Here is a 14,612-nt window from a genome sequence, read left to right on the forward strand (position 1 = left end):
GCCCCCGCGAACCCCACCCCGGCGACCCGCTCAGCCGCCGTACTTCGCCTCCAGCGCGCGCTGCGTCTCGTCGTCGAGTGCGCCGGTGATCTCGAGGCCGTGGGCGGCCTGGAACGCCTGAAGCGCCCGCGACAGCCCCGCCCCGCCGCCGTCGGCGAGCGAACCGGCGTAAAACCCGAGGCTCTTGAGCCGCCCCAGCGCGCCGCGCGGCGTATCGACCGGATCGAGGCGGCCGAGCGCGAAGCTGTACTCTTCGCCGGTGCCGAGGAAGCGCACCCGCGCGGCCCGGGCGTCGGGCGCGATGAATCGCTCGAGTCGGCCCTCGGCGTCGGTCAGCTCGTCGTGGGCCACGATCACGCCGTCGACAGTGAGCTCGTATCGCTCCTCCGCGCGCGGGAAACCGGCCACCAGGAACTGCAGCCGCAGCTTCTCCGGCACGCCCCGGCGCCGAAAAATATGGCGGCGGTCGGTCTCGACCGCCGCGCTCTTTTCCTGCCTGGCGGGAATGGCCACCACGTCGCCGGCCACGAGAATGTTGGGATTCTTGCGCCGCTGCCGCAGCCCCGCATTCTCCGGCGCCCGCCATACCGTGTCCGGAGCGAGGCCGTGGCGAAAGGCGATGCTCGAGATGCACTCGCCCTCGGCCACGATGTGCTGCGTCGGCATCCTGTCCCTCTCGCGGGAATTGCTACACACCCCTGCATACACCGTCAAGCACACGGGAGCGCGCCATCACGCCGACGGCGCTCCCCGAGCGCGATATCGGTGCGGTCGATAGCGCCCGATGGCGCGCGACAAATGCCAGGAGCGTGATCGCCGGCGCCCCCGCCATTCGCTCCCCCGCCTGCTCACAATCGGCCTCGACGCGAGGTGCCCCCATTTCCGCCGGCGCGAGGACGATGCCACGTTCGATCACTGCGTATGGCTCAGCGTGATCGCAATCGTGACTCGGCCGACGAAGCCGCCCGCGCGCCGACGACCAGCTCGTGGGGCCCGGGCAGCACCGCGACGTCTTCGAGGCCGAGGCGCGTCAGCCAGGCCACGTACGCTCCCGCCTCGCGCAGCCGGCTCGCGCAGCCGTCGACGCCGATCAAAAAATACGTCCAGAAGAACTGCGCGGCCAGGCGCTCGGGCGTCCGGAACTCCTCGCACACGACCACGCGCCCGCTTGGTGCCAGCGCCGCGGCAGCCCCGGCGAGCAGCCGCTCCGCGACCTCGGCCGGCCAGTCGTGCAGCACGCGCACGAACGTGACGACGTCGTACCCGGCCGGCAGCAGCTCCGCGAGGAAGTCGAGGGTGACGAAGCCCAGCCGCTCGCGCGCCGGCGACTCGGCGCGGACGCGGTCGAACAGCGGCCGGACCGCCTCGAGGTTGAGGACATCGACGTGCACGTGCGGGTGAGTCTCGGCGATCCACCGCGCCAGCGTGCCGTCGCCGCCGCCGACGTCGAGCACGCGCAGCGGACGATCGGGCAGTTCGGCGAACAGCCGCGCGGCGTGGGCCTCGAAGCTGGCGACGATCGGGCCGAGGCCGGCGACCATGCTCGCCTCGAAGCGCTCGGTCTGCTCCGCGGTCGCCGGCGGCCAGGCGAAGCCCTCGCGCGGGACGCCGGGCGCTCCGCCGAGCACCGCGGCCAGCTGGCCGTGCAGCGCCCGCCAGGGGTAGCGCTCGCGGTCGGTCTCACGGCCGCACACCTGCGCCAGCGCTGCGGCGGCGCCCTCGGCGAGGCGGTAGCGGGCGGCGCTCGCCTCGGCGAACGCCGGCGTGCGCTCGACCAGCCGGAGCGACTCGAGCGCGTCGAGCAGCTTGTACAGCCGCTCCGGCCGCATGCGGTGGCGCTCGGCGAGCGCGGCGAGCGAGGCCTCGGGCGCGGCCTCGAGGTCGCCGACGAGGCCGCTGGCGAGCGCCACCTCGACGACCTCGCGGGCGCGGGCGCCGTTCCAGATCCAGTGCAACGTGGTGTGCAGCGTCGGGCTCATACTGCAGCTCGTCTCTCCGCGACCAGGGCGTCGAGGCAGGCGTCGATCTCGTCGAAGGTGTTGTAGATGTGCGGGGCGATCCGCAGCACCCCGCGCCAGCTCGTGACGTGGCCGGCCGCGAGCAGGCGCTGCTGCACCGCTTGCGAGCCGGGGAAGCGCAGCGCGACGATCCCCCCGCGGCGATCGGGCGCGCGCGGCGTGGCGATCGCGATTCCCTCGGCGTCGCAGCGCGCGAAGATCCGCGCGCTGCACTCGAGCGAGTGGGCGCGGATCGCCGCGACGCCGACGCCGAGCAGCAGGTCGAGGCCGACCTGCGACACCAGCGCGGGGAGCACCAGCGGGGTGCCGCAGGCGAAGCGCCAGGCGTCCTCGGCGTAGGCGCTGCGCGGCGCGAACGTCAGCGGGGCGTCGCTCGCCATCCAGCCGGTGAACGCCGGCGCGAGCGTCGGCAGCAGCGCGCGCCGGACGTACATGAAGGCGAGCTCGGTCGAGCCGCACAGCCACTTGTGAGCGCCGCCGAGGACGACATCGACATCCTCGGCGACGACGTCGAGCGGGACCACCCCGAGTGATTGATAGGCGTCGACGACCAGCAGCGCGCCGACGTCGTGCGCCGCGCTTGAGAGGGCGCGGAGGTCGAGCAGCGCGCCGGTGGCGAAGCTCGCGTGCGAGACGACGACGAAGGCGGTGCGCTCGTCGAGCGCGGCGGCGATCGCCGCCTCGGGCGCGAGGTCGTCGCGCTCGACGTCGACGACCTCGAGCTCGAGGCCGAAGCGGGCCATCGCTCGCAGCAGGAAGCCGGTCGACGGAAACTCGCGCGTGGTGGTGACGACCCGCGGGCGTGCGCCGCGGTAGTCGAAGCACGACGCGAAGCGCCCGAGCAGCGCGCTCGCGCTGGCGTCGGTCATCACGGTGCCGGCGGGCGCCCCGAGCAGGCGCTCGACGCCGGCGTGGTAGCGGCGCAGCGCCGCCAGCCAGTCCTCCCAGGCCTCGTCGCGCCAGCGCATCAGTCCCTCGCCGTACTCCGCGAGCACGCGCGCGGCGTCGCGAGGGAACGCGCCGGTCGAGTTGCTGTTGAGGTACCCGCAGGTCGCGAGCACCGGGAACGCCTCGCGCAGGCGGGTCATCGCCGCGCCTCCGCGACCAGCGCGACCGGGCAGCGCTCGTCGTCCGTGCCGGCCTCGGCGCGCGCGCGCGCGGCCCAGCGATCGGCGGTCGGCGTGCCGCCCTCGCGGCTCCAGCCGGCGGTCAGCTGCACGCGCACGTCCCACAGCGCGGGGAAGAACGGCTGGCTCATGCGCCCCGCGAGCACGCGCGTCGGCAGGCCGTCGAGCGCCTGCACCTTGGCGTCGACGCCGATCGTCCGGCGGACCAGCAGGAAGTGACGCATCAACCACCGCTGCAGCGCCTCGTCGAGGTCGACGCAGCGCTCGGCGACGTGGCGGATGTCGGGCGCCACCTCGCTCGCGTAGACGTCGACGAGCGCGACCTCGCGGCGCGCGAGCAGCCGCACCAGCGCCTCGCCGGCCGCGTCGGTCGCCAGCCGCAGCGCGTTGTAGCCCGGTGACTCCTGGCCGCTGCCGTTGCCGAGGTTGCGCCGCAGCGCCTGGTAACGCGCCGGCGTCAGCGTCTCCATCACCGCCATCTCGTGCACGAGGCACTCGCCGATCCGCGCCGCCCGCTCGAGCAGCGCAGAGGCGCCCCACAGATCGTCGGCGTCGAGCAGATCGATGGCCGCCGCGAGCTCCTCGGACACGAGCTTGAGCCACAGCTCCTGGGTCTGGTGGGCGATCTGGAACAGCAGCTCGTCGTGGGTGACGCGCTCCTCCGCGGTGAACTGCAGGCCGAGCAGCCGCCGGGTCTGCAGGTACACCTCGTAGTCCAGCTCGCCCCGGCCGACCCACTGCTTCAGCATCTTGTTGTACTTCGGGGCCTCCAGCCGCTCGCGCAGCGCTTTACCGTGTTCCTCGGTCATGGTCCGCTCGTCCGTCTCCCGCCGGACAAGTGCCCTGGGCCGGGCGAACGATCGCGCCGGTCGGCGATTTTTCCGCAGCGGATCGTGCGCGGCCGCGCAGGCCCGAGCGACCGGCTCAGGGCGCGAGGAACTCGGCGACGTCCTGCTGGCGCTGTTCGACGTGGCCGAGCAGCTCGTCGAGGGTCGCGGCGAACGCCGCCTCGGAGGCGACGAAGGTGTACCCCGGCTGCTCGCCCTCGGGGCCGACCACGTACGGGGCGATCAACGCGTGCGCCGCTTCGAAGCGCGGGCCCATGCTCGCCGGCTCGTACTCGGCGGCGGCGGCCTGCTCGACGAATTGGCGGTAGCGGTCGCGATAGACCGCGTCGTCGAGGAGGTAGCGGATCAGCGGCCACTCGTCGCCGACCTCGTCCATCGCCAGCGACAGGCTCTGGCCGCCGAAGCCCTGGCCGCTGCTGAACGCGAAGGTGTGATCCCACGGGATCCACGAAAACCGCCCGGCGTCGGCCGGGTCGGCGTACACGTAATAATTGTGGGGCATACGCCCGTAGACGTCCCAGTCCTCGACCACCGCGTTGAGCGCGAGCCAGTGCAGGAAGCCGTCGACGTCGAGCCGGGCCTCGAGGCCCGCGCGCCAGGCCGCGGCGTCGGTGCGGCCTTCGTGCAGCGCGTCGAACAGCGCCTGCGCGTCGCTGAAGTCGGCGGCGTCCTCGTTGTTCTCCTTGCCCAGAGTCTCGCTGTCCCACACGTCCCAGCGCGCGGCCTCGCCGTCGGGCTTGTACAGGTTGCCGTCGTGCCCGCCGAAGCGCCGGTCGAGGAACGACTCGTCCTCGGGCAGCTCGATGCCGGTGTAGAGCCCGAAGTACTTCGGCCCCTCGCCGTGGTCGATGAAGATCCTGTAGAACGCCGCGGCCGGCGCCGGAATTCCTGCATCAGCGAACACGTCGGTGCCGAGCTTGTCGCGCAGCAGCGAGCCGTCGAGCGAGCCGTTCGACAGGCTCAGCGATTCGAACCCGTAGAAGCGCTGATTCTCGATCTCGGGGTGGAGGTCCTCGAACTTGTCGAAGTTGAGGCGCAGCGGCAGCTTGTAGATCCCCTGCGACCACGGCATCGCCAGGCTCGAGTTGCCCTTGAAGCGGATCCCCACGTGCTCCCAGACGTCGTCGCCGCTCCGCACCTCGCACTCGACGTAGATCGGGTTGCGCGGGAGGAAGTCGGTCCCCCCGCCGCCGCCCATCCCCGGCCCCGGCAGGTCCTCCGGCAAGCACACCAGAGCGCCCATGAAGTCGGTGCAGGTGCCGACGATCGCCTGGCCCATGAACTCGCCCTCGCAGGCGTCGCCGCTGGCGAGCCCCTCGCAGGCGGAGGTGTCGAGCATCGGCGGGTCCATCCCCATGCCGGGGCCCATGCCCATGCCGGTGCCGAACTCCCCGGCCATGTCGGTCATGTCGGCGAGCATGGCCTGCCAGTCTGCGGGCGTGATGGTGATGTCGAGCCGCGCGACGCGATCCTGCGGGAACGCCATCTCGTAGTCCGGCTCGCCGGAGGACGGAGGCTCACCCGTGCTGCCGGTCTCGGAGGAGGAGGCGTCGCCGCGGGTGGTCGGCTCGCCGGTATCGCCGGTATCGCCGGTGGTGGTGCCCGTCGTGCCGGTGTCGCTGTCGCTTCCGCCGGCTCCTGCGTCACCGCAGGCGAGTACAGGGCCGAACAGGCACGCGCCGAGCGGCGCGACGAGGAGCGAACGAACAGTCGAGGACATCCCCGTCACCCTACCCTGCGGCGATCGGCCGCAGGTTTCCGGCGTATGTCCGGATCATGAAGAATTGTGGAGCCGCCTGCGCCAGCACCTCGGAGGCCGGCTGTGATCCGCCCGGGCTTCACTGCGGACAGTAAAAAGTGACCCGGTAGCGGGTGCCCGCCGGGCACGACCAGTTGCCGATCCCGTCGTCGTACGCATAGGAGTACACCTGCTTGCACTTGTCGTGGATGAGTCCGACGAATTGGGTGTCCACGACCGGGCCCTCGCGGCAGTCCTCGACGCCGATCGGCGGCGTCGGGCAGCAGTAGTACTCCGCCTCCGCGGCGGCCGGGGCGTAGATCGGGGTGTTGTCCCAATTGGCGTAGGTGAGCTTGCCGCACGGCGAGTAGCAGCCGCCCGGCGCGCGCGTGGTCGGATGATCGGCGCGCAGGTCGACTGCGGAGAGCGCGGGGAATTGCTGGTTCGTCGAGATGTCCTCGGCGGTCGGGCAGTCGGACAGGCGCAGCTCGCTGCAATCGATCGCGCCGCCGTCGGGGCCGCCCGGGCAGTCGTCGAGCAGCTCGACATCGTAGGGGACGGTGAAGCCGTCGACCATGCTGGTGTCCCAACCGTCGCTCGCGGGCAGCTTCATGCCGGGCGCGGACGGGTTGTCTTGACAGTCGGTCGGCGCGACGCCCGGCAGGCAGCCGAAGGTGCCCTCGAACTTGGAGTCGATCGGCGGCGCGCAACCCTCCGGGGGGCACGTGAAGCCTTGCTCCGGCGGGCCGCCGCTCTGGCCGATGGCGCAGCCGTTGCCGGTGTCGTCGCAGCCGAAGCCGGGCCAGAAGCGGGTCGCGGCCAGGCCGATGTCGGGGATCGCGTAATCGTAGTAGTCGCCCTGCGCGGCGAGGAGGATCTGGTTGGCCGCGTCGAGGGTGCCGCCGCCCGCTCCCACCTGGTGGAGCACCCACATCGGCTGATCGCAGCCGTTGACGACGCGCAGGCGCGCCGTCTGCTCGGGGTCGGGCTCGCCGGTGGTCTCGCTCGTGCTCGCGGTCTGCGTGCCGGTGCTCGTGCTCGCGGTCTCGGTGCCGGTGCTCGTGGTGGGATCGGGCCCGGTGGTGGTCTCGCTCGTGCTCGAGGTCGAGGCCGGGGCGCTCGTGCTGGTGGTCTGCGGTTCGGGCCCGGTCTCTGCGGTGGTCTCGCTCGCGTTCGAGGTCTGGGAGTTGGGGCTCCCGCAGCCGAGGACGAGCGCGAAGATGAACAAAAGGTCGGACCGCATGGGTCACGATAACACGCACGAAGCACGGCCAGAAGCCGCGCAGCGCTCGCGTGTCCGTGCCTTCCGACGCCGGGTCATGGTGCCCACGACGTGAAGCAGGAGGCGCTGCTCGGCTCGCTCTGGAGGTCTCCTTCACTGGCTCGGACCTCGATGTCGTATGGCGTATTGGGCTGCAGACCGCTCAGTACCGTGCTCGACTGGGCGCCGACAGTCCTCCACGGCCCCCACTGCCCATCCCCGCGGACCTTGTGACGCATGGAGTAGGAGACGGGGGAGGAACCGCCGGCAGGCACCACCGGCGGCCAGTTCACCAGGATGGCGTCCGTGGCGAGGGGCGTGCAGTAAACCGAGCTCATGAAGAACCCCGTCGTGCAGGACACCTGGCCAAGGTCTTCCCAGATGCCCTGGCCCCCCTCTTCTCCCACTCGGGCCCAGGCCCGGATGGTGTACGTACTGTTGCTGAGAAGTCCGGTCACCAGGGTGCTCGTGCTCATCGACTGCCGGGTCCAGACCTGGGGGTTGTCTTGTTTCGCCACCTCGACGTCGTAGGAGTCCACTCCCGGGGTCGGCAGCACGCTTACCTCGATCTCTCGTCCAGCCGGCGCACAGGACAGGGCGCCGGGGACAATCCGGCGCGGTCCCCCGGCCTTCCTGCGCTCCGGTGATTCCGAGCCGCTGGCCGCTGTCGTGCCGGAGGCCTGGGCCGCCTCCCCTGGCACTTTGCCGTCCCGGGACCGGACCTGGACATCATGCACGGTATTCGAGTCCAGACCGCTGACCTGGTGGGAAAAAGAGCTCGTGGTCTCCCACGCGCTCCACTGCTGTGCTCCGCGCGGTTTGAAGCACGTCTCGTACGCCAGCCCCGGTGGGGCGCCCGGCAGGGGTGTCCAGGTGAGCAAGAGCGAGCTGGAACTCAGGGGCACGCATCCGAAGTCGTGCGGCGGGGGGCTGGCGACGTCGGAGGATTCGTTGCGAGCGGTCACAGAGTGAGGTTTACCAGAGGATGGCCGGCGCGTGTGCGAGCGTGGATACACGCTCGCCGCATCGATTGCGGCGCCCGGCAGCGATCGCAGCGCGCAGTCAATCGCCGCGGCCCGGGTACGGTCGCGCTTGCTTGACGTAGAGGGCCGGCGGCTGCGACGGGTCGGCGACGTCGTCGAACTTGAACTCGACGTCCATCGCGTACCAGCCGTGATTGCCGGCGCCGGGCCCGTAGGCCGGCGAGAAGCGGCGGTGGATGGCGCCCAGCGCGACCCCGAGCTGATAGGCCTGCTGCACCGACAGGACCGTCTCGCCGGCGTCGATCAGGCTCGAGTGCGTGATGTACGACCTCGGCTGGTTCGGCTGCGCGAAGAAGTAGAGGAACTGATCGCTGGTGACGCCGGGAGGCGGCGCGACGACCTCGACGTCGCCGCCGGCTTGCACGTTGACGTAGAACGCGGGGTCGAGGCCGGAGGGGTCGAAGGGGTTGGCGGTGACCGCGACGCCGTTGGCCTCCTCGTCGCCGAAGTTCGGGTGTACGAGCAATGCCATGCCGACCGAGCGGTGGTCGATGCCGTAGTAGCTGCGCTCCTCGAAGGTGCGAAACAGCCAGATGCTGGCATAGGTCTCGCGGATCGCGTCGAGCACGTCGCTCCAGTCGGCCGGGTCGCCGGTGTGCGATTCGTAGCATCCGGCGCACGGGAAGCCGTCGAGGTCCTCGCTGTTGGTGCTAGTGCGGAAGCGCATCTTCTGGCCGGGGTAGTCGGCGCCGAACTTGGCCTTGAGGGCGGCCTGGAACGCGCCGTCGAGCGGGGCTGTGGCCATTTCGGCGCGCAGGGCCGCCAGCGCCTGGTCGCGCAGCGCGGCGTCGGTGGCGAACGCGGGGTCGGCGAGCAATGCGTCGACACGCTCGTAGAAGCCGTTGTCGCGCATGAACTGGTCGTAGTAATAAACGGGCACCGCGAACGCCCTGGCGACCGGGACGCCCTCGGTGCGGGCGAGGATCGAGTACTGCGCCGCCTTGCCGCCGAAGGCGAGGACCGCGGTCTTGATCGCGTCGCGCAGCGACTCGCCGTCGGCCGGCTCGGGGGTCACGTCCTCGATGTCGACCAGCTCGGTGACTTCGAGGTCGAGCGGCGGCAGCGTGACCGGCTCGGGCCGGTGCGCCTCCCAGTACGCCGCGGCCTCCGCCTCGCTGACCTCGCGGACGCGCCACGCCGCCGCGTCCACCGTCAGCTCGATCAGCCGGCCCTCGAGCGCCCGCAGCTCGGCATTAGTGGTCGCCCCGCGCAGGCCCATGTTCGGGGTCTTGCGATTGAGCGAGAGCACGTTGACGTGCGACAGCGGGGTCTGGAACTGCTCGGTGACGAGGCCCTGGACCACGCTGATGTCGTTGGGGGCCTCGTCGAGCACGAGGATGTCCTGGTACGACACGTACTCGCTCGCCAGCTGCTCCGCGGTCATGAACCGCAGCCGGCCCATGCCCGCGCCGAGCGAGAGCGGCTGGTAGTCGATCTCGGCGTAGATCTGGTCGGTCGTGATCACCGGGACGTCGGCGGGCAGGCGCTCCGCCTCGACCGCGATCGACTCCGAGGTCGGGTGAAAATAGAGCGACCCGCCGAAGTACGAGTCCGCGGCGACGCCGCGCCAGAGCGCCGCGATCATCTCGGCCGAGGCCGAATCGTAGGGCGAGAGCTCCAATGCCCACACCTTCGGCTCCTCGTACCAGGTCACGGCCCCGAGGGTGAAGCGCCGCTCGGGGCTGTAATACTCGGTGGCGTTGAACTCGGCCAATTGCGGGACCACCGGCAGCGGGTCGCCCGACAGATGGGTGGAGACGAACTCGTAGTGGATCGGGTAGAGGGCGCTGTTCTGGAAGTACAGGGCGTCGGCGTCGGCGTGGTCCTGGACGACCTTGACCGAGCGCGCGCCCGGCAGGTTGGCGTCGAGCGGCACCGAGGCGAGGGCCTGGAAGTCGGCGAGGCAGCCGATCTGGCGCGCGAACTCGGGGGCCGCGTCGCCCGACTGCAAGCACCGCTCGGGCAGGCCGACCAGGTCCCCCTGCCCGCCGCAACTCGACAGCGCCGCGCAGGCGAAAATCGGCGCGGCGAGGATCGGGAGAGAGCGATGTGACATGTCCGTCCTCCGCGCGTCGCCGCTGAATCAGGGCACCCGAGAGAAGCAGTAGATCCCGCCGTAACCACCGCCGGCGCCGACGGTGTTGGCGCCCGGCGGAGACGGCCCCATCTCGACGATGTTGACGCCCGGGGCGCAGCCGGATGCGCTGTGCGACTGAATCCAGTGCGTGCCGTCCATGTCGCCGGGACCAGGGCCCGGGCCAGGGCCGCCGCCGCCGCCGCCGCGCGGCCAGGAGTGGCCGAGCATGGGCTTGCCGTCGACGTCGCTCTCGCCCGCCGCGGAGGTCCAGTCGAGGCAGGTCGACGAGGCGCTCTCGAGGCGACCGTCGGTGCCGCTGCCGGTGAGGGTGTCGTGATTGTCGACAGGGTCCTGCAGAGGGTCGGGCTGGTGATTGGGCACACCGTCCTCGTTGGGCAGGTCGTCCTGGATCGCCGAGTCGGCGCCGACGGGCCGCTCGGCCAGCAGGTCGTCCTTGTCGGCGGCGACCAGGCGCCCGAGCCTGTCGTACCAGGGGCCGTCGCCGACGCGGTCGATGGCGTCGACCTGCTCGCCGTTCTCGTCGGCGCTGGCGCTGAGGAACGCCCGCCACGGCTTGCTGCCGGCGCCGGGCATGCTCATCTCGGCGATCGCGGCGCAGATCTTGTCGGCCCCGCGGAGGCCGGCACCAGGCCCCTCTTCGCCGAAGCGGAGGTCGCCGCCGAAGCCCTGCTGGCTGCCCGAGAGCTCCTGCATGGCCTTGAGGCTGGTGACGAAGAAGCTGAACGGCTCGCTGGGGACCGCGCCGGTGGTGGTGGTCGAATCGTCGGTGCTCGCGGCGGTCGAGCCGTCGCCGCTCTCGGAGGCGCCGCTCGTCGGGGCATCGCTGGTGGAGCCGGCGCTCGTCGGCGCGTCATTCGTGGCGGCGGAGCTCGTGCCGGTGGCGTCGCCGGTGCCCGTGACGTCACTCGTGGTGGACGCCGCGTCCGTCTCGCTGCTCGCAGTATCGCCGCCGTCGCTCGGACAGCCGAGCACGCAAAGCAAAATTCCGGGGAGGAGCGCGAGGCTCCGTGGATTGCGTCTCGTCATTTTTAATCAATTCCTTTCGTGCCCGCAGGCAGATGGATGGGAGCGTCGTCACGCGCACGTCAGATCGGGCTGGCAGGTCTGGCCGTCGCTGCACTGACTGTCGTCGTTGCAGGACACGAGGCCCTCGATGGTGACCGACCGCTCGACGCTGGCGCCGACCACCAGCTCGACGCGGCCCTGGGCGATCGTGGTGGCGCCGACGTGCTCGCGGGTGACGACGATCGAGGGGAAGCCGGCGACGCCGAGCGCGAGCAGGTCGGTGACGAGGTCGGCGGCGATCTCGAGCTCGCCGTCGTCGGCGGTGGCGCACACGATCGTGCCCTTGGTGCCGCCGTGGTGACTGATGTCGAGCTTGACGCGGATCGTCGACAGCTCGGGCTGGGCGGCGGCCTCCCACGCGAGCGCGAGGGCGACGTCGGCGGCGAGCTCGATGCCGGCGGTGACGAGCTCCAGCGGGGCGATCCCGCGGGCCTCGACGCTGAAGCCGCCCAGCGCGTCGCCTTCCGCGGTGACCGTGATCGGATCGCCCTCACCGAACGGCGGGTAGACGAGCTTGACGCTGCCGCCGGGCTGATAGGTGTCGGCGATCGGATCCATGGTGAAGGACGCGGCCCCGGCCTCGGTGCGCAGGCCCTCGACAGTGACCGTGCCGACGCTGCCCGCGGTCGGGTAGGCCTGGCAGGTCTCGTCCTCGACGCACACCGCGGAGCCGCCGCAGGGCGTGCTGCACAACGGGACCCGCGGGGTCAGCAATCGACAATCGCCGGCGCTCGCGTCCTCTTCCCACACGATCGCGTTCGGGGTCGGGCCGTCGTAGACCTTGCCCAGCACCGTCGTCTTGCCGTCCTCCGCCGCGAGCAAGATCTGGAAGCTGCCGACGAGGACCTCCGCGTCGCCGGTGGTGTCGCCGCTCGTCGTGGTCTCGCCGCCGTCGCTGGTGTCCTCGCCGGAGGGTTGCGACGGCGAGCCGCAGGCGACGACGGCGATTGTCGAGAGGACGACCGCGAGCGAGGCGCGCCGTCCGGACCGGGGTAAACGTGCGACGAGCTTCATGGCGTGGTGCGAGGCGTGAGCCGCAGGACCGGCACCGCGAGCAATGGGTGGCGCGAACGATCGATCGATGACAGCCGCGTCGACCGTCGCTCGGCGGCCGCGACGCCGCCGGCCGCGAACACTCGCGCGACGGATCGCGGCACATCAGCGCGTGAGACCAGCATCGCGGCGCCTCGGAGACGGATGAGCCCAGGCTACGCCGCGCGATTGCCCGGGGTATGTCCGATTGTGTCCGATTGTGTCGGCCGGCGTGGGTGAGGGCTTTCGGCTATCTTGAGCGCATGACCGAGGCGAGCGGCGGCGCAGGCGTCCGCGCCCTGATGATCGAAGACGACGAGCGGCTGGCCCAGTTGACGACCCGCTACCTGGCCGCGCACGGCATCGAGACGCGCTACGAGGTCACCGGCTCCCGCGGGCTCGACGAGGCGATGCGCGGCCGCTACGACGTGGTCCTCATCGACGTCATGCTGCCGGAGCGCGACGGCATCGACGTGTGCCGCTCGTTGCGACAGATGAGCGACGTCCCGGTGATCATGCTGACCGCCTGCGGGACCGAGGCCGATCGCGTGCTCGGCCTCGAGTCGGGCGCCGACGACTACGTGACCAAGCCGTTCTCGACGCGCGAGCTGCTGGCCCGGGTGCGCGCGGTGGTCCGGCGCTCGCGCGGCCAGCTCGGGCCGAGCAACCGCGCGCTGCGGGTCGGCGGCCTGGTGCTCGACCCGGGCAACCTGTACGTCGAGAACAAGGGCGTCTCGGTGTCGCTGACGAGCTTCGAGTTCTCGCTGCTGTACGCGCTGGCCGAGCGGGCCGGCCGGGTGCTGACGCGCGAGCAGCTGCTCGACCTGGTCCATGGGTCCGCCGAGGAGGCGTTCGACCGCTCGATCGACACCCACGTGTCTCGCCTGCGCCGCAAGCTCGGCGACGACCCGCGCCAGCCGCAGCTGCTGATGACGGTGCGCGGCGTCGGCTACATGCTGGCCAAGGGGACGCGCGCGTGAACCCGCTGCGACCGTGGCGCCTGGCGGCGCAGATCTGGGCGCTCGCGCTGCTGACCCAGGCAGTGGTGGTGCTGTCGCTGGCGGCGATGTTCTGGATGTCGCGCCACCCGGCGCCGCCGAACTTCATGCGCCTGCACGAGCACATCATCCGCGAGCTGGCGACCCACGCGGACGAGCCGGGCGGGCTGCAGGCGGCGGTCGACCGCGCCAGCGCGGCGACGACCGATCACTTCGCGCTGTTCTCCCGCGACGGCGCGCTGCTGGCCGCGACCCGCGGCAGCACGCCGCCGCAGCTGCCGTTCGAGCGGCTGGCGACGCTGTCGCGGACCGAGCGCATCGACGGGCCGGCGCGGGTCATCGTGCCATTGCGGGCCGAGGATGGTCTGGTCGGCTTCGGCGTGGCGCGCCTGCAGCTGTCGCCGCCGCCGCGCCCGGGGGTGTCGACGGTCGCGGTGGTGCTGGCGGTATTGGCGGGCCTGTCGGTGCTGCTGGCGCGGCGGCTGTCGGAGCCGCTGGGCCGGCTGGTCGGCGCCGCGCAGGCGTTCGGGGCCGGCGACGTCCAGGTGCGCGTCGGCTTGGCGCCGCGCGGGCCGCTCGGGCTGCTCGGGCGCGTGTTCGACGAAATGGCCGACCGCGTGGCCGAGCTGCTCCGGTCGCAGCGCGAGCTGCTGGCCAACGTGTCGCACGAGCTGCGCACGCCGCTGGCCCGGCTGCGGGTCGCGCTCGAGCTGGCGGCCGAGAGCGACCCGGAGACGGCGCGGACCGAGCTGCGCCTGGCAGAGGACGACCTGGCGCAGCTCGAGCGCATGGTCGAGGACGTGCTCCGCACGGCCAGCCTCGACCTGGCGTCGCTGCGCCCGGGCGGCTCCCACACTGCGATGCAGCGCCTGCGGATCGACGTCGCGGCGCTGGTGCACCGGACGGGGCGGCGCTTCGCTAGCGCCTGGTCGAACAGCCAGGTCACGATCGCCGCGCCCGACGAGCCGCTGTACGTCGACGGCGACCCCGAGCTGCTGCGCCGCGCGCTCGACAACCTTCTCGACAACGCCCGCAAGTACTCGGAGCCCGGCTCGCCGATCACGCTGCGCGCGGCGGCCGAGGGCGACGAGGTGGTGCTCGAGGTGGCCGACGCCGGCATCGGCATCGACGCGGCCGACCAGGTGCAGGTGTTCACGCCGTTCTTCCGCACCGACCGCAGCCGCACGCGCATGACCGGCGGGGTCGGCCTCGGCCTGACTCTGGTCCAGCGGATCGCCCTCGCCCACGAGGGCAGCGTGGCGCTGGAGAGCGAGCCGGGCCGCGGGACGCGGGTGACGCTGCGGATCCCCCGGGCCCGCGGCGAGCTCCTGCCGGCGCAAGCGCTGCATTGCGAGCGGACCGCGGCGCAGGAGTGAGGCGACGA

At 71.7% G+C, this 14,612-nt stretch carries 12 protein-coding genes; 2 read left to right on the plus strand and 10 right to left on the minus strand.

From position 1 onward, the window contains the following. Nucleotides 1-30: 30 nt before the first annotated feature. The 10 genes from OV090_RS35945 to OV090_RS35990 form a co-directional block, all read right to left on the minus strand. Nucleotides 31-648, minus strand: a complete 618-nt coding sequence (locus OV090_RS35945) for a peptidoglycan-binding domain-containing protein (RefSeq protein ID WP_267709229.1) — start codon at nucleotides 646-648, stop codon at nucleotides 31-33. A gap of 278 nt (nucleotides 649-926) precedes the next feature. Beyond that, on the minus strand, nucleotides 927-1,979 hold the full coding sequence (locus OV090_RS35950) for a methyltransferase (RefSeq protein ID WP_267709230.1): 1,053 nt from the start codon (nucleotides 1,977-1,979) through the stop codon (nucleotides 927-929). Beyond that, nucleotides 1,976-3,106, minus strand: coding sequence for an aminotransferase class V-fold PLP-dependent enzyme (locus OV090_RS35955; RefSeq protein ID WP_267709231.1), 1,131 nt, complete (start codon nucleotides 3,104-3,106; stop codon nucleotides 1,976-1,978). The genes OV090_RS35950 and OV090_RS35955 overlap by 4 nt, the downstream gene beginning before the upstream one ends. Beyond that, nucleotides 3,103-3,954, minus strand: coding sequence for a tryptophan 2,3-dioxygenase family protein (locus OV090_RS35960; protein ID WP_267709232.1), 852 nt, complete (start codon nucleotides 3,952-3,954; stop codon nucleotides 3,103-3,105). The genes OV090_RS35955 and OV090_RS35960 overlap by 4 nt, the downstream gene beginning before the upstream one ends. Nucleotides 3,955-4,069: 115 nt before the next feature. Then, nucleotides 4,070-5,713 carry a CotH kinase family protein gene (locus OV090_RS35965; RefSeq protein ID WP_267709233.1) on the minus strand — a complete coding sequence of 548 codons (1,644 nt, stop codon included), beginning with the start codon at nucleotides 5,711-5,713 and terminating at the stop codon, nucleotides 4,070-4,072. Nucleotides 5,714-5,831: 118 nt separating this feature from the next. After that, entirely contained in the window at nucleotides 5,832-6,974 is a 1,143-nt protein-coding gene (locus OV090_RS35970; protein WP_267709234.1) for a thaumatin family protein, read from the minus strand. A gap of 74 nt (nucleotides 6,975-7,048) precedes the next feature. Then, nucleotides 7,049-7,957 carry a fibronectin type III domain-containing protein gene (locus OV090_RS51160; RefSeq protein ID WP_267709235.1) on the minus strand — a complete coding sequence of 303 codons (909 nt, stop codon included), beginning with the start codon at nucleotides 7,955-7,957 and terminating at the stop codon, nucleotides 7,049-7,051. Between the two features lie 97 nt (nucleotides 7,958-8,054). Continuing rightward, nucleotides 8,055-10,091, minus strand: a complete 2,037-nt coding sequence (locus tag OV090_RS35980) for a PEP/pyruvate-binding domain-containing protein (protein WP_267709236.1) — start codon at nucleotides 10,089-10,091, stop codon at nucleotides 8,055-8,057. A 27-nt stretch (nucleotides 10,092-10,118) separates the two neighbouring features. Continuing rightward, complete coding sequence (locus OV090_RS35985; protein WP_267709237.1) at nucleotides 10,119-11,105, minus strand: hypothetical protein; 987 nt, start codon at nucleotides 11,103-11,105, stop codon at nucleotides 10,119-10,121. A gap of 102 nt (nucleotides 11,106-11,207) precedes the next feature. Next, a complete protein-coding gene (locus OV090_RS35990; RefSeq protein ID WP_267709238.1) occupies nucleotides 11,208-12,212 on the minus strand; it encodes a hypothetical protein in 1,005 nt (334 codons plus the stop codon). Nucleotides 12,213-12,493: 281 nt separating this feature from the next. On the opposite strand from OV090_RS35990, the gene OV090_RS35995 reads away from it, so the two are divergent. Next, a complete protein-coding gene (locus tag OV090_RS35995) occupies nucleotides 12,494-13,210 on the plus strand; it encodes a response regulator transcription factor (protein WP_267709239.1) in 717 nt (238 codons plus the stop codon). Next, on the plus strand, nucleotides 13,207-14,604 hold the full coding sequence (locus tag OV090_RS36000; RefSeq protein ID WP_267709240.1) for an ATP-binding protein: 1,398 nt from the start codon (nucleotides 13,207-13,209) through the stop codon (nucleotides 14,602-14,604). Before OV090_RS35995 ends, OV090_RS36000 begins: the two co-directional genes overlap by 4 nt. Nucleotides 14,605-14,612 lie beyond the last annotated feature (8 nt).

This window comes from Nannocystis sp. RBIL2, assembly GCF_026626745.1.
Taxonomy (GTDB): domain Bacteria; phylum Myxococcota_A; class Polyangia; order Nannocystales; family Nannocystaceae; genus Nannocystis.

Bases quoted from the DNA above. Each gene is read 5' to 3' on its own strand.
- OV090_RS35950 (WP_267709230.1), bottom strand. From the start codon at position 1,979: ATGAGCCCGACGCTGCACACCACGTTGCACTGGATCTGGAACGGCGCC.
- OV090_RS35955 (WP_267709231.1), bottom strand. From the start codon at position 3,106: ATGACCCGCCTGCGCGAGGCGTTCCCGGTGCTCGCGACCTGCGGGTAC.
- OV090_RS35960 (WP_267709232.1), bottom strand. From the start codon at position 3,954: ATGACCGAGGAACACGGTAAAGCGCTGCGCGAGCGGCTGGAGGCCCCG.
- OV090_RS35965 (WP_267709233.1), bottom strand. From the start codon at position 5,713: ATGTCCTCGACTGTTCGTTCGCTCCTCGTCGCGCCGCTCGGCGCGTGC.
- OV090_RS35970 (WP_267709234.1), bottom strand. From the start codon at position 6,974: ATGCGGTCCGACCTTTTGTTCATCTTCGCGCTCGTCCTCGGCTGCGGG.
- OV090_RS35980 (WP_267709236.1), bottom strand. From the start codon at position 10,091: ATGTCACATCGCTCTCTCCCGATCCTCGCCGCGCCGATTTTCGCCTGC.
- OV090_RS35990 (WP_267709238.1), bottom strand. From the start codon at position 12,212: ATGAAGCTCGTCGCACGTTTACCCCGGTCCGGACGGCGCGCCTCGCTC.
- OV090_RS35995 (WP_267709239.1), top strand. From the start codon at position 12,494: ATGACCGAGGCGAGCGGCGGCGCAGGCGTCCGCGCCCTGATGATCGAA.